The 15,646-nt window shown below is 54.0% G+C and carries 10 protein-coding genes; 5 read left to right on the forward strand and 5 right to left on the reverse strand.

The window, feature by feature from the left end:
- Nucleotides 1-186: 186 nt before the first annotated feature.
- Nucleotides 187-2,091, reverse strand: a complete 1,905-nt coding sequence (locus tag STH12_RS15065) for an amidohydrolase (protein WP_126168296.1) — start codon at nucleotides 2,089-2,091, stop codon at nucleotides 187-189.
- A 275-nt stretch (nucleotides 2,092-2,366) separates the two neighbouring features.
- Here STH12_RS15065 and STH12_RS15070 point away from each other — a divergent pair, with 275 nt between their 5' ends.
- Nucleotides 2,367-2,633, forward strand: coding sequence for a hypothetical protein (locus tag STH12_RS15070; protein WP_126168297.1), 267 nt, complete (start codon nucleotides 2,367-2,369; stop codon nucleotides 2,631-2,633).
- 3 nt (nucleotides 2,634-2,636) lie between these two features.
- On the opposite strand, the gene STH12_RS15075 is transcribed toward STH12_RS15070, so the two are convergent.
- Nucleotides 2,637-3,131, reverse strand: coding sequence for a histidine phosphatase family protein (locus STH12_RS15075; RefSeq protein ID WP_126168298.1), 495 nt, complete (start codon nucleotides 3,129-3,131; stop codon nucleotides 2,637-2,639).
- Nucleotides 3,132-3,930: 799 nt separating this feature from the next.
- Here STH12_RS15075 and STH12_RS15080 point away from each other — a divergent pair.
- From STH12_RS15080 to STH12_RS15090, 3 genes are all read left to right on the forward strand, one after another.
- A complete protein-coding gene (locus tag STH12_RS15080) occupies nucleotides 3,931-4,560 on the forward strand; it encodes a hypothetical protein (protein ID WP_126168299.1) in 630 nt (209 codons plus the stop codon).
- Nucleotides 4,561-4,850: 290 nt separating this feature from the next.
- Nucleotides 4,851-6,875: a S9 family peptidase gene (locus STH12_RS15085; RefSeq protein ID WP_126168300.1), complete on the forward strand. Its 2,025-nt coding sequence runs from the start codon at nucleotides 4,851-4,853 to the stop codon at nucleotides 6,873-6,875.
- Between the two features lie 180 nt (nucleotides 6,876-7,055).
- Nucleotides 7,056-8,741 carry a SulP family inorganic anion transporter gene (locus tag STH12_RS15090; protein WP_218567754.1) on the forward strand — a complete coding sequence of 562 codons (1,686 nt, stop codon included), beginning with the start codon at nucleotides 7,056-7,058 and terminating at the stop codon, nucleotides 8,739-8,741.
- A 91-nt stretch (nucleotides 8,742-8,832) separates the two neighbouring features.
- On the opposite strand, the gene STH12_RS15095 is transcribed toward STH12_RS15090, so the two are convergent.
- From STH12_RS15095 to STH12_RS15105, 3 genes are all read right to left on the reverse strand, one after another.
- Nucleotides 8,833-9,093, reverse strand: a complete 261-nt coding sequence (locus STH12_RS15095; RefSeq protein ID WP_126168301.1) for a hypothetical protein — start codon at nucleotides 9,091-9,093, stop codon at nucleotides 8,833-8,835.
- A gap of 747 nt (nucleotides 9,094-9,840) precedes the next feature.
- Nucleotides 9,841-10,797: an alpha/beta hydrolase gene (locus tag STH12_RS15100; RefSeq protein ID WP_126168302.1), complete on the reverse strand. Its 957-nt coding sequence runs from the start codon at nucleotides 10,795-10,797 to the stop codon at nucleotides 9,841-9,843.
- Between the two features lie 2 nt (nucleotides 10,798-10,799).
- Complete coding sequence (locus STH12_RS15105) at nucleotides 10,800-11,966, reverse strand: MFS transporter (protein ID WP_126168303.1); 1,167 nt, start codon at nucleotides 11,964-11,966, stop codon at nucleotides 10,800-10,802.
- 165 nt (nucleotides 11,967-12,131) lie between these two features.
- Between STH12_RS15105 and STH12_RS15110 the strand changes: the two genes are divergently transcribed.
- A complete protein-coding gene (locus tag STH12_RS15110) occupies nucleotides 12,132-15,635 on the forward strand; it encodes a hybrid sensor histidine kinase/response regulator (RefSeq protein ID WP_126168304.1) in 3,504 nt (1,167 codons plus the stop codon).
- Nucleotides 15,636-15,646 lie beyond the last annotated feature (11 nt).

Below are 15,646 nucleotides of genomic sequence, written 5' to 3' on the forward strand. Positions count from 1 at the left end.
CGGCGATGAACGATAAGGCTAAGCTTATAGGGATTATTAGATTTGATTATGAATTGTGTACACGCAGAAGCGCGCCAATAAAAAAAGGGGCGAATGCCCCTTTTTTAAGGTGTGTCTGTGAACTGTAAAAACAGATTCAGCCTGTGACTGGCACTGATCAGACTGCGCCAGCCACTGTAGCCGACATTAATGCACGTGGTTGAGCACGCTCACCAGTTTGTCGCTGATATCTTCCTGCAGCGCCAGCTTTTCGCCCGCAGTGCCAGTGCCAGTGCCTGCGCCTGCATCTGCTTTGGCTGCCTTTGGCTGCTTACCTACGGGCTGCAACCGCCCTTCCAGCATGGTGCCCCAGATACGGATATCTTTCAGCTCGGCGGGCGCCACGTCGAACGGGCTCTTTTCCATAATCGTCAGGTTGGCATCTTTACCCACTTCCAGCGAACCGACTCTGTGCTCCTGCTGAATGGCATAGGCCGCATCCAGGGTGATGGCCTTCAGGGCTGTCTCCAGTGGCACCTTGTGCTCTGGCCCAACAACATCGCCCTCGTAGGTCACACGGTTAACCGCCGCCCACACCAGCTGCATTGGCTTGGCCGGTGCCATTGGCATATCTGAGTGGAACGACAGCGAGCCGCCCCATTTAAGTACATCGCCATGGGGAACCATGTTGGGCATTTCAGACTCACGCATGCCCATGGTGCCGTAGCGGCCAGCCAGCGCAGTAACATAGTAAGGGTTGGACGACACTATGCCGCCAAGCTCAATCCAGCGTTTTACCTGCTCGGGGCGGGCAAAGCCGAAGTGCGACAACATGGCGCGGTGATCTTTGCGTGGATTGCGCTTCATTGCCTGTTCCAGCGACGCCAGCACCATATCAAATCCGGCATCGCCGTTATTGTGAATGGTAAGCTGATAACCTGCGTCCCAATAGGCATCGAATGCCTTGGCAAAGCGGGCGGGATCCATGATCCACTCGCCATGATGGCCATCGGAGTAACCGTCTTTCATCTGCATCAGCTGGCTGAAAATGGCGCCATCGCTGAACAGTTTGACCTGCTTGGGCAGGTAGCGGGTACGGCCTTCGCCCCAGGACATCACACGTTCAGTTTCGGCCAGCATTTTGGCTGGGTCATCGCCAAAGCTGTTGGCCATGGCTTTACCATCAACTACAAAGTAATGGTTAAAAGGCGTTGACTCGCCGCTGTAAACCGAATTCACCAACTGTTGCAATGGTTTGCTGACCACGCCCCCTGGCTCGGAGGCGGTGGTAATGCCGTTTTGGTGGTAGTAGTTAACGCTGAACTCCAGCCCTTCTTTGAAGATCTCCGGGGTGGCCATCAGCGGCGCTAACTTATCAAGCGCACTGAAAAAGCCCTGCTCATACATGTGCCCACGGTCAAGATCGATGGCCTTCTTGGCACCGGCGCTTTGGCTATCCACGAAGGCGGCGTCGATACCTGCCAGTTTCAGGGCGGCAGAGTTCAGGAATACCTCATGGCAGGAACGGTGCCAGACCACCACCGGGAAGTCGGGCGCCAGCTTGTCAAGATAGCTGCGCGACAGATCCTTTCCATGCATGTAATGGTGGTAGCCCCAGGTTACAAATGCCTTGCGCTTGCCGTTATTGGTCTGGCGATATTCTTCAATCGCCTGGCTCAGGCGCTTGGCATATTCCTTGGGTTCACGCACCGCGGGTGAAAAGCCGTCAATGGCATCCCAGTCTTCAATGGATATAACCTTACTGTTCATGGTCAGCGCCGCCAGCACAGGATGCACGTGCTCTTCTACAAAGCCCGGCATCACCACCATGCCGTTGAAGGACTTATCAAGCCTTGCATTGCTGCCAGCCACCTTGCCCACATCGGCCTTGCTGCCAATGGCCAGAATACGGCCGTCCTGTACGGCAATGGCCTCGGCGCGGGGCGCCTTGGGGTTCATGGTGATAAATTCTTTGGCGGTATAAACAACCACCGGTGATTCGGCCAGAACCAGTTTGGACAAGTCCTGCATGGAATTGGTTTCTGCGTTGGCGGCAAAGCCCAGTGAAAGCAGTGCCGCAGACAGCGACAGGCTCAGTGACGATTTGATCATTGCCCTTCCTCCTTGGATGGCGTTGGTCCGGCGAATATGGCCGTTGAATTATCCATCAAATCCTAGCAAAGCAATCGCAAATTCTGGATTACCTTCCTTGTAAACTATTGACTTACAATGGCTAAAATCCAACCTGGGTCGCATTTGTTATTGGCTTATGGCATACCTTCGTTGACCATGTATAACCAACGCAAATCAATCGACAGGCAGCCCAGGGATGACAGGCCCCAATCCTGCTGTTAGCTTGGTAAAAAATATTGCTTTGGAGCAAGCCCATGAGCGCGCATGAGCAGGCGGAACTTGCCGCCGTAAAACGGAGTATGGTGATGACACAGGTTGCCGGTCTGCCGGGCACTGTGATGATAGGCTTTGGTATTTACGGCCTCTGGGGAAATGGCCGCGAATTACACAGCTTTTTGGCTGACCCGATAAACTGCTACGGCCTGTTGACTGTGGGCGGACTCATCGCCCTGTGGGAGAGCGTCAAGATCATCAAGCTCGCCAGGCGCCGCAAACAGTTGGAAGATCAACTCGCCAAATAAGCCTCAGCGAAGGTTGGAGGACAGCTCCTCAAATTTCACCCCGTCAGCACCGGTTTGCAGGTGGTAGAGGGCATCAAACTTGTCTTCCGAAATCTGCCGCTCAATGCCGCTTAACAGTTTCAGCAGCGCAGGGGTGGTATTGCTGTGTCCGGCCACCACCACAGTGCCCTGCAATTGCCCGATTTCATTGGCAAACTGTGCCAATTGCCGCGGGTTGTACAGCTTCACCTCCATGCCGCTCGCTTCAGCCAAGGGCGCAATGGTTTGCCTGGTGCGCTTAAAATCTGTGGAATACAGCCAAAGCGGAGCATCTGCAGCGCTGGCGGCCTGTATGATTGCCGCGATTCGCTGCGCCCTCTCATGCCCCGCCTGGGTCAGCTCAGGATCGCTGCCCTGTGTCTTCTCTCCATGGCGAAACAACCAGATATCGGCCGCAAACACCACTGAAGGTAATAAGCAGAGCAACAAGATGAGCGACTTAACGACAGCGTGATTCATAGCAGGAAACTCTTTGGTAGGTTTTACAGCGAGATTACTTCAAAGTGGCGCGATATAGCAAAACTGGCGATAACAATTTCCGCTACCACTAATTGCGCAAGACATCCCTTTAAAAGGACCAGCCAGTTATTTCCTTCACGCTTTACATTCCTTGGAGCTATATTTGTGGCAACACTGCGTTATGACCTCAATGCCAAATCAGTGTAAGACAGTTAAAATCGCCGCCATCTTAGCCAAAAACCAACGAGCAGTCACCACAGAAAAAATACCCTGGCATAGATAACCCATGCCAACCACAGGCATGGATAAGCGAATACAATTTAAGGCGAGAAACACAGTCTTAAATAATTAAAAATCAATGAAATACAATAGGTTTGGTTAACCACACTCAACCAAATAATACATAATGACGTTCTGTTTATTGTCTTCAAGTATCATTTAGCAAACCCTGACCTTGCTCGTAAAAACCTTACCCATACTCGCAGAAGCAAATACTGGCGGTTAGTTTACCGGAATCGATAGCGCAGCCTGCTATCAACCCTCACTACGCCCGCAATGACTATTTATTGATAAACAAGACACTGCCCATATGCGGCTATATCGGGTTATTAAACGGTATTACAGGCCATCTGGCCTCGAAATATAACTTTGACCCAAGACACATTATTTTATTGAGTGGCACCCTAAACTGGACAAATCCTCAAATGAGGGCAAATATATTGGCTGAGCTAAAAATTGTTTGTATTACTGGCTCAGAAGTAAACATGGATATGTGTGATTAATTCAATAAGGATATGACATGCTGATAATCGATAATCGTGAATCCGTATTCGATACGCTGATTGTTCTCACCGACAATTACTTATTTGTTGGCACTAAAACCGATGAAAAGCTTGATAAGGCGCTCGAAGGTTTACAATCAGCCAGCAGCGATAACGATATTGAGGCTCTGGTTGATGGCAAAGCCATCGCTCTGGAGGACATTAAAAAGGTCTCCTGCAATATTCACTCAGAGCTGGTGTATGTAAAACATAAAACCCCCAAAGAAACCCGCGAGCAGTCAATCAGCTGTCAGGATCAAAAAACCACAGAGCAGTTACTGTCGGCACTGAAAGAAAAACTCAGCTTCAATGAGAAAAGGGTGCAATATGGCCCCACCCGCGCCGCAATCAAGCCTTCGATTTTCGTGGCCATCAGCGCTTTTATCACCTACATACTGTTTGGCGCCGCCCAGGCGGTTGCTGCCAATCCCGATGTTGAGCTCAGCGGCCGCCGCCAGGGCCTCAAGGCCGCCTTTGTGTGGGTAATGGAGTTTTTGGGCCCTACCGGTGTAGTGATTTTGGGTGGCCTTATCACCCTGCTTTGCGCCTATTGGCTGGTGAAACGGGTAAAAACGCCACCGCTGATGTGCACACTGCAACCTGCCTAACAGCAACAAGAGCTCCCGGCGAGCTCTTTTTTTTGCCCTTTACGCCACAACCCCGGCCAGTGCGGCAGTCAATCCTGTAGATGACAGGTCACGGCAGTTATCGTAAGGTAACGGCGCTTTCTTTGCCGAAGCGAAAATTCGGCAAGGTCAGGGCGCGGACGGCGACGGGGGAAGTCGACCATGCCAAAGCAGATTTTCCCGGCTGCCGGATGGCCTGCGTTTTGATTGGCCATCCCGTTTGCCCGTGGGACTTTTGTTTCCTTTGGACACCGCATTCCGGAGCCTATTGCATGAAAAAATTCACTTTATTGGTGGCACTCTGTCTGCTGCCTTTGTTTGCCATGGCAAGCGAAGACAACAGCCTCAGTGTCGAACGTCTGTGGCAAATGGAGCGAATCGGTTCGCCCGTGGTCTCGCCCGACGGCAAACTGATTGTTGCCCCTGTTACCCGCTTTGATGTTAAAGAAGACAAGGGTTACACCCGCCTGTGGCTATTCGACGCAAGCGGCGAGCGTCAAACCCCTATTACCGCCGAAGGCCTGGGCGCCAGCGAGCCGGTATTCTCCCCGGACAGCAAGCAACTGGCCTTTGTCAGCAAGCGCGACAAAGACGATGCCGGTCAAATCTACCTGCTGCCAATGACAGGCCCGGGTGAGGCCAGCCGCCTGACCAAGGTACCCACCGGTGTGTATGGCATCAAGTGGCATGGCGAGCACCTGTATTTTATCAGCCGTGTGTGGCCGCAAAAGAACTGGGAAGAAATGGCCGCCCAACTTAAGGCCGATAAAGACAAGAAGCTGTCAGCCCGTCAGTGGAACGCCCTGCCCTATTCACAGTTCGATCACTGGATTGAAGAACACCGTCAGGCCCATGTGTTTCGTATTCCCGCCAAGGGCGGCGAGATTGAGGCCATCACCCAGCCACTGGGCCGCGAGCTGCCTCGCTCCAGCCAAAGCGCATCCAGCTACGATATCGACTCTAAGGGTCAATACATCGCTTTCAATTCAAACGGTTGGGATAATCAGGTCGACCCCAAAATCGATATCTTTCTTGGCCGCATCGGTGGTAACAACGCCGATAACCTGACCCCGGACAATAACGCACCGGACAGCAGCCCAAGCTTCAGCCCCGATGGTAAATCCCTGGCGTTCAGCCGCCAGAAAATAGCCGGTTTTTATGCCGACACCGCCCGGCTGATGGTCTATGACCTTGGCAGTAAACGCACCCGCGATCTGACCGGCAACTGGGATCGCTCTATCAACAGCTTTGTATGGGCTGCCGATGGCAAGGGCTTTTATGCCAGCGTGGATGATGCCGCAACCCGCCGCATCTACCATATCGACGCCAAAAGCGGTAAGCACAGGGCCATCACCAAGGCCACCAGCTTCGGCAAGCCCGCCTTGGCCGGTAAGCACACCCTGATAGCCGGTAACGACAGCTTTATGTTCCCAACCCGTCTGGTTGCCATCGACACCAAGAGTGGCGATACCACCCGTCTGGACAGTTTTAACGACCAGCTGCTGGCGAGTACCGATCTGGGCAGCTACGAGTCAGTAACCTACAAGGGCGCCGACGGCAACGACATCCAGATGTGGGTGCACTACCCAGCCGGATTCGACAAGAGCAAGAAGTACCCACTGTTCCTGCTTATCCATGGCGGCCCCCACAATGCCATTGGCGATTCTTTCAGCTTCCGCTGGAACGCCCAGACCTTCGCCTCCTGGGGCTATGTCACCGCCTGGCCGAACTTCCACGGATCCAGCGGTTTTGGTCAGGACTTTGCCGATGCCATCAACCCCGATTGGCGCACCAAGCCACTGGCCGATATTCAGGCAGCAACCAGGTACTTTGAGTCGCAGCCCTGGATTGACACCGAGCGCATGGTGGCCGGTGGCGCCAGTTACGGCGGCTACCTGACCTCAGTGCTGCTGGGCACTGAGCACCCGTTCAAGGCGCTGCTGATCCATGCTGCCGTGTACAACATGTACTCGCAAATGTCGGCCGACTTTGCCGTGCATGGCACCCGTTTTGGCGGCTACTGGGATAACCCCGAGATCTACAAGAGCATCTCGCCCCATTACCACGCCGACAAGTTCAACACTCCGACCCTGGTGATCCACGGTCAGCTGGACTACCGGGTACCCGTGGGCCAGGGCTTCGAGCTGTTCCGCACCCTGCAAACCCGTGGGGTGGAATCGCGGATGATTTACTTCCCCGACGAGAACCATTGGATCCTCAAACCCAACAATTCCATCTATTGGTATAACCAGGTTAAGGATTGGATGACCCGCTTCGCCGAGCCGGGCGCCCGCTAACCATCAACTGCCCCGCTTGCGGGGCAGTTTTTTATTGCAGGCCGCCATACGTTCGCCCCAGCGATATCAATGTTCTAGCTACCTTGTACGACCAGCAAGATTGCAGGTTGGCTCGGACGGCGTATCTCTATAAACTCCGTGACCAACATCACACGACTGCCAACCACAGGAATTTACGCCGTGCCGATTTTCAATGCCTTTGACTCCAAGTCCCGAGCCAACGACGTGATGGGTGGTGTAACCGCTGCAATTGTGTCTCTGCCACTGGCGCTGGCCTTCGGCGTAGCCTCAGGCGCCGGCGCCCAGGCGGGCATCTACGGCGCCCTGTTGGTCGGCCTGTTTGCTGCCATCTTTGGTGGCACCCGCACCCTGATTTCCGAACCCACAGGCCCCATGACTGTGGTGATGACCGCCGTTATTGCCAGTTTCACCGCCGCGCACCCGGACAAAGGCCTCGCCATGGCCTTCACCGTAGTGATGATTGCCGGCTTGATGCAGATTTTGCTGGGGGCACTTAAGTTTGGCCGCTACATCACCCTGATGCCCTACAGCGTCATTTCCGGCTTTATGTCGGGCATTGGTGTACTGCTGATTATTCTGCAACTGCCTAATCTGGTAGGTGTTTCCGGTATTACTGGCGGCGCCGTGGGGGTAATTGAATCCCTGCCCGAAATCAGCGCCAACATAAAATGGCCCGAGCTGACTCTGGCCCTCAGCGCGCTGGCATTGATGCACTTTGTGCCCAAGTTGCTGCCCATGCGCCTGCCGCCACAACTGCTGGCACTGGTGTTCTGTACTTTGGCCTCGGTACTGTTTTTCGATATCGATGCTATCCGCCGCATCGGCGAACTCAGCATTGGCCTGCCATCGCTGGTCATGCCAACCTTCACCTACGGCGAGCTGACTCACATGCTGATCAGCGGCGTGATGCTGGGGGCTCTGGGCTGTATCGATTCGCTTATCACCGCGGTGATCACCGACCGCCTGACCCGTGAAGAGCACGACTCAGACAAGGAACTCATAGGTCAGGGTATTGGCAATATCGCCTCGGGCCTTTGCGGCGGCCTGCCGGGCGCAGGCTCCACCATGGGCACAGTGGTGAATATCCAGTCAGGCGCCACCAGCGCGCTCTCGGGCGTGGTGCGGGTGCTCGCCCTCTTGGTTGCCTTCTTTGCCGCCGCCGACATCGTTGAATACATCCCCATGGCGGTGCTGGCTGCAATTGCCTTTAAGGTGGGGTTGAACATTCTTGACTGGGCGTTCGTAAAACGTGCCCACCAGTTGTCGCGCTCTGCCGCCTTCACCATGTACACAGTGCTGGTGCTGACAGTATTTGTGGATCTGATTGTGGCCGTGGGCGTGGGTATGTTTATCGCCAACCTTATCACCATCGACCGCCTGTCCAGGCTGCAAGAGCACAATATCAACGCCATCAACGACTCAGGTGATGCCTCCGATATGCGCCCCAATGAAAAGCGCCTACTGGACGCCATCAACGAGAAGTCCAACACCCTGCTGCTGAGCCTCAGTGGCCCGATGATTTTCGGGGTTGCCAAAACACTGCAGCGGGAATCCATTGCAGTGAAAAATGCCGATACTCTGGTGCTGGATCTGTGCCGGGTGCCCTTTATGGACTCCACCACCGGCCTCGCCATCGAAAACGTGTTGCTGGATGCCAAAGACTGCGGCTGTAACGTCTATCTGGTGGTGCCGCAACGATACAAGTGGGAAGCCAACTTCGTTGAGCGCCACAGCGACCTGCCCACCTTCCACAGCCGGGTAGATGCCCTCTCAAGCCTGGCCGGTTCGCTGGGAATTGAAGCCGACGCCCCGCCAGCCAAAACCGACAAAGCCGCCACGGCTTAATTAAGCAGGCACACAACCAACAAACCCCGCCAAGTGCGGGGTTTGTTGGTTGTGTGCCTGAATTTGTCATCCAGTTTGGAAGTGAAAAAACTCACTGGCCTTCTGAAGGCCTCTGCCTTTTCTTTTCACTGTGTTCGAGTGTAAGGGCAGCATCATCGCAGTATTTTGAATTATCCTGCTTTTGTCGATGGCTTACCGAAGCAGAGTAATACCTCTCTTGGCACCAATTGTAACTTTGCCCCCCCGTTAATGATGCCGTTTCATCAACGCGGTTAATCGTAGTTGAAGTTGCGCAGCCTGTAACCAAGAACACAAGCATACCGATACCAACAATCACCATAAACGATTTCATACAATATCCTTATTGTTTAATAATCTACACATAACGCCAGAATAGTGACAACAGAACGTAGGCTCTCTGCTCCCTTTCACATCATGTGCCTCCGTCATTTACAAATTAGCATAATGCTCAGGATTTATCGTACAAATTTCAATCAAAACCTAAAGTGCGTACTGAAAGTGCATTTCTGGTCAACTAAGCCCCAACACGATAAGCTCTGTAGTCCGCCATTCTGATTTGGATAACTTTTGAGCTGCATCTAAATAATCAACATGTACGCGACAAATGGAAATACGAAGGAAACTCTCGCCTCCATAAGCAAACGCAAGCGGCTTTGTGTTTTGGTTCATTGATTTGTTGAGTTTGAATTTATGCAGCTTGGCAAATCCTACAGTTTTCCAGTAGGGGATGCTGACTCACGTAATCCACAACCTTCGATTTCATCAGCTCAAACGACAAACCGCCATAAAATACCATCACTTATTGATCGCTGGACGTGTGGCATTCTCGTTGGCCATGTTCCACCCAAAAGCGCTTCAATATAGGCCTGACAACATTGATGTCGTTTTATTTGTATTCCGAATCGGGAAGGCTGGCCTTTCGAGATGAATAGCTATTAAGTCGTGCAGAGCAAGCTCGGGGCTTATTTGCTGCCTCCCAACCACAGGGCGCCGTCCATCCACAGCGCATTCGCAAAATCTGCCAGTTAATAAGGGCTTTGCCCCCGGTTGCGAGCTTTCAGTGAAATCAGGCCTCGGCTCAGGACGTCCTGATAAAGTGGGCAATTCTTTGATAAGTGCTTAAACACTCTTCGGCCACCAGGTCGTGAAGCAGCATATAGGCGTGGATCATGTCCTCCAGCCCGTGATGCTCTACCTTTACCCCCACCCGCTGTAACGCCTCGGCATAGGCCCGACCTTCATCGCGAAGCGGATCGCAGCCGGCGGTAAAAATCAGCGTTTCCGGCAATCCAGCCTCAATACGACCGTGCAGTGGCGATGCCGCCCTCACCTTTTCAGCATCCAGGGCCGCATCCTGAAAGTATTGCTCGAAATACCACTTCACCCTTGGGGTTTCCAGCAAGAAACCCGCGCCGTTGCTCTCGTAAGAGGCGCTCGCCATGGTGTAATCCACGCTGGGATAAATCAGAATTTGCTTGCAAATATCCAGGCTCGGGTCAGCCAGACTGCGCTCACTCAAACTGGTGCAAATGGCGCCGCCGGCACTATCGCCCATGATGCAGGGGCCGGTGATAAAAGCGACATCCTCCAGCACTTCGGCGTAGTGGCGCAGGGCATGCTCGCAATCCTCAAGACCCGCAGGATAAGGATGCTCAGGCGCCAAACGGTACTCCACGCTAATCACCACGCAGTGAGCTGTGCTCGCCAACTGGCGGCAGATGGGGTCATATAGCTCCACACTGCCGCACATGTGGCCGCCACCATGGAAGTGCACCACCACAGGCAAGGCGCTTAATGGGTCGGGGCTGTAAACCCGGGCGGGAATGGCTCGGTCACCGAGATGCCAGGCTCTATCGGCGATGTAGCTCACCTCGGGTTTACAGGTCATGAAGGCGGCGAGCTTATTCAGATTTTCCCTCAGCAGCGCCGGTGTGAACTGAATGTTTTGCTCCCTCGCAAGGGCAATGTTTTGGTTGGCCTGGGCCAGAAACTCCGCCAGCTTTGCTGACGCCGAACCACGTGGAGAGTCTTGCATGCTTATTCCTTGGGTTTTCCGGTTTCAGGGAGAAAATAGCTGCCAACAAATACGGTGGCGCTCAGCAGGGTAATAAGGACAAAAGAGGCGAAATAGCTGCCCTGATTCATGTCCACCAACTTGCCAAAGAGCCACAGCACTATGGTGGAAATGAGATAACTGATGGACCAGAAGAGGCTGAAAATCACAGTGATTTTTTGCCCAGTCATCTTTGGCAACTCGTGGGGAATGCTGACAAGGGCCGTCACCGGCAGGAAGATACAAAAACCCAGAACGATGGCGCACAGGGTTTGCAGCCAGGGTTCGGTGCCAAAGGATAAGCCCAGCACAGTGATAAAAATCACCAGCCCGCTTATCCGGATGATGGGCAGTCGCAGCGGCTGTTTGCGGCTGTAGAGGATACCGGCGATAGTGCCGAGAATACCAAAGCCAATCACCCACTTACTTTGGCTGATGCCCGCCTGGGGATAAAAGGTAAACAGGCAAATATAAAAAGACAGCAGACCGGAATAAGTTAAGGCGTACGCCCAGTTAAAGCTGTCCTTCAAACCATCGAGATAACTGTAATGGCTGGACTCTTGGGCTGGCACACCAGCACCTGGCTGCTCGCGGTCGAACTTCACCATCAGCCACAGCAATGCCAGCACCAGACTCGCCAATGAAAACACCAGCAAACTTTGCTGCCAACCGCCGGTAATGGCATTGATGGCAGGCATGCCCCAGAGCACGATTGCGGTACCCACGTTAAAGGCCACTGCGTTCAAGCCGTTGATCACCGGGCGCTCTTCGGGGGCAAACCAGTGCATCACTATGGGGTTGAAATACACAATCATAAAGGCGCCGCCAAGCCCCATCAGAAAGCGGCTGACCAGAAGCACATCGTAGTTGGGGGCGTAGGGCGTGACTATGCCGGTCACTATCAACAAGGCCGCCACCAAAAAGGCGTATTTCACCCCGAATTTCAATGTGAGGAAGGCCGCGGCAAAGGTGCCGACAATCTTCGCCAGGGTCACGGCGCCGCTCAGTAAACTCGCCGAGGCGAAGCTCTCGATGTGCATCGAGGCCATTATCTGGTTCATACTCGCGGTACCGCCAACCCATGCCATGGCAAATAATACGTAGCTGGTAAAAACCAGACCTTCCACCAGATATTTATGGGTTATTTTCATAGGCGTAGTGGCTCAAAACCTGAGATGAATATTGGGGGCTAGGTTATCTGATGAAGTGGGATAAAGAAGTACTACCTTAGTGCACCGCAGTGGGATCAAGCCTTTAACAATCGGCCTGCCTGGTGTAGCTTGGCTGGGTATTGGAACATCATTCTGGGGTTTATTTTGCTGGCTTGGCTGTCTGTTGATACCTGGTGGATCAGCGTTATTTCAATCGCCTATTTGGCCGTGCTCTTTATTGTTGCTCAATGGGGGCAAAACCAGCCCTTCGGCCAGTGGCGAAAAAGACCCTGGGTGTACAGCCTGTCTTTGGGGGTATGTTGTACCTCCTGGGCCTTTTACGGCACTGTCGGCCAGGCCGCCACCACAGGTGCCTGGCTGGCCCCCATTTACATCGGCTCCATTATCTGTCTGGTGCTGGCCTGGCCCATGTTGATGCGCACCCTGCACATAGTCAAAAGCCAGAACCTCACCTCCATCGCCGACTTCATTGCCTGCCGCTTCGACCGCTCGCCCAAAATTGCCGCCAGTGTGGCCATGGTATCGCTGCTTGGCACCATTCCTTACATCGCCCTGCAACTTCGGGCTATCAGCACCAGTTTTGATCTCCTGACAGGCACCTTCCAGTCGGGAATAAGCACGGCATTTATTGTGACTATTGTGCTGATTATATTCAGCATTCTGTTCGGCACCCGCCAGTTGTCGGCAAGTAAGCAAAATCAGGGACTGGTGCTGGCCATTGCCTTCAGCTCAGTGGTGAAACTGCTGGCACTGACGACTGTAGGCATCTTTGCCACCTTTTATATTTTCGACGGCTTCAGCGATCTCCTCACCCGGAGCCAAGCGCTCCCCACCAGCACAGAAGCCAACTCCCTCTATTTTGTGCTGTCGCAAATTCTGCTGGGGGCCATCACCATCTATGCCCTGCCCCAGGAGTTCCACATGATGATGATTGAGAATCATCATGCCAAAGAGCTCAAATCTGCCCGTTGGATGGTCCCCCTGTACCTGCTGCTGATGAATGCCTTTATCCTGCCGATAGCCCTTGCAGGCCAGCTGAGTTTCCCAGGCGGCAGTGTGGATGCCGATACCTATGTGCTTACCTTGCCACTGTTTTACCAACAGGCCTGGCTGGGGGTACTGGTGTATCTCGGTGGTCTTGCCGCGGCAACCGCCATGGTGATTGTGGCGGCCATTGTACTGAGCACCATGATATCCACCGAGATCCTGACTCCGCTGCTGCTCCGTCTGCCCAGGTTCAGCTCTCAGCAAACACCGCAGCTTGCGGGAATTCTGCTGAACCTGCGCCGCGTCGCCATTGCCGCCATCCTGTTATCGGCCTTTGCCTTTGAGCGCTATATCGACCAGCAAAATCACCTCGCCAGCATAGGCCTTTTATCTTTTGTGTTACTGTCGCAATTTGCCCCCGCCGCCGTGGGAGCGCTGTACTGGCGCAGGGCCAACACCCAGGGTGCTTTCTGGGGCATGTTTCTGGGCAGCCTGGTCTGGCTCTACACCCTGCTGCTGCCCGCCACCTTCCCCGATGCCAACTGGGTTCTCAATGGCCCATGGCACATCGGCTGGCTCACCCCCAATTCCCTCTTTGGCCTGAATGGATTGGATAACATCAGCCACGGCCTCTTCTTCAGCCTGCTGGTGAATATCGGTAGCTTCGTGCTTATTTCCCTCTTACGGGAGCAGAGTGTGGGCGAGCTTTTGCAGGCCGATGTGTTTGTAAACCGCAAGCAGTTGCAGCTTGAGCGACATCTGTCGGTGAGCGATTTGGCCAGCCTGCTGCACAGGTTTATCAACAAAGAAGAAGCCGATGCCCTGGTGGCAAAAGCCAAACTGCTGGGCTCTGAGCTGTCGTCCCGCCGGGAGGAACTGGTGGATTACACCCGGCTGAAACTCTCAGGCGTATTGGGATCCGCCTCCACCCGCATGGTGATGAACGCCGCCTCCCGCGCCCAGCAAGTGCCGCTGGAGGATGTGGTCAGCATTGTCGATGAAGCCAACCAGATATTTGAATTCAACCGCGAACTGCTGCAATCGGGGGTGGAAAATATCGAGCAGGGGATAAGCGTGGTCGATGCCGACATGCGCCTGGTGGCCTGGAACAAGCGTTATATTGAACTCCTTGATTATCCTAAAGATTATGTAAAAGCGGGCATCCCAATCGAGAAGCTGCTGCGCTACAACATAGAACGCGGCATCATAGTCGGTGACGAGGCCCACGAACTGGTGGAGAAGCGCCTCGCCCATATGCGCAGCGGCAGCCCCCATCATTTCCAGCGCACAATGCATGATGGCAGGGTGCTGGAAATCCGCGGCCAGGCCATGCCGGGGGGCGGCTTTGTCAGTACCTTCAGCGACATTACAGCCCACATTCAGGCCGAAAAGGCACTGCAGCAAGCCAACGAGACGCTGGAGAAACGGGTCGAAAGCCGCACCCAGGAGCTCGCCAAGGCCAAGACCGAAGCCGAAGCCGCCAACAGCAGCAAAACCCGCTTTTTGGCCGCCGCCAGCCACGACCTGATGCAACCCTTTAACGCGCTCACCCTGTTCACTGAGATGCTGAAACAAAGGGTGACCTCCACCGAACTTCAGGATTTGGCGACCCATATCGAAGACTCCCTCAATGTGGTGGAAAGTCTGCTGTCTGACCTGGTGGAAATCTCCCGCCTCGACAGCAGCAGTCTGAAAACCGAACAGAGCCAATTTGCCCTCGATGACTTGCTCTCGACGCTGGTAAACGAATTCAAGGTGTTATCCAAAGAGCAGGGGATTGAGTTTGGCTATCAGTTTTCATCCTGCTTTGTGCAAAGCGACCAACGCCTGCTGCGGCGCATCATTCAAAATTTCCTCTCCAACGCCTTTCATTACTCCCCTGCCGGCGCCTTGGATCAGGTTCAGGCAGCATCGCGAGTACAGCTGGAGGGTGGAGAGTCGATGGCAAGCGGCGGCGAATTTGTCCCAAGAGTACTGCTTGGGGTTCGCAGGCGTCAGGACAGCCTGCTTATACAGGTATGGGACAATGGCCCGGGGATCCCGGCGGAAAAACAGCAGGCAATTTTTGGTGAATTTGAACGTCTGGAACAGACCCGGGAAATTCCCGGACTCGGCCTCGGCCTGGCGATTTGTGACCGCATAGCCAAGCTGCTTGGCATCCGAATTTATCTGCATTCTGAGCTTGGCAAAGGCACTTGCTTCAGCGTGGAAGTACCAAGGATAAGGCAGCAAAAGCTGCCCGGTAATGTGGTCAAACTGCGGCGCGACGACGAGACCATGGGCGACAGCTTCGATATTCAGGTACTGGTTATCGACAACGACGAGCTGATGTTAAAAGCCATCTCTTCGCTGCTTCTAGGCTGGGGTTGTAAGGTACTGACGGCCAGAGATAAAGCGAGTGCCCTGGCACAGCTTGAGGGGGCGGACACGCCCAGACTGATTCTTGCGGATTACCATCTGGATGATGACGAAAATGGGGTTTCGCTGGTGCAAAGCCTGCTTGAGCATCCAAGGCTTTTGCAAGCGCGCCCCACCTGCGTTATCTGCTCGGCAGACCCCTCAGAGGCCGTCCGGCAGCACACCAGCAGCGCCAATTTCAGCTTTGTGCGTAAACCGGTGAAAGCCACTGCACTTAAGCGCCTGATTAAGCAACTGTCATGAGTCATTGCATC

It is taken from the genome of Shewanella khirikhana, assembly GCF_003957745.1.
Taxonomy (GTDB): domain Bacteria; phylum Pseudomonadota; class Gammaproteobacteria; order Enterobacterales; family Shewanellaceae; genus Shewanella; species Shewanella khirikhana.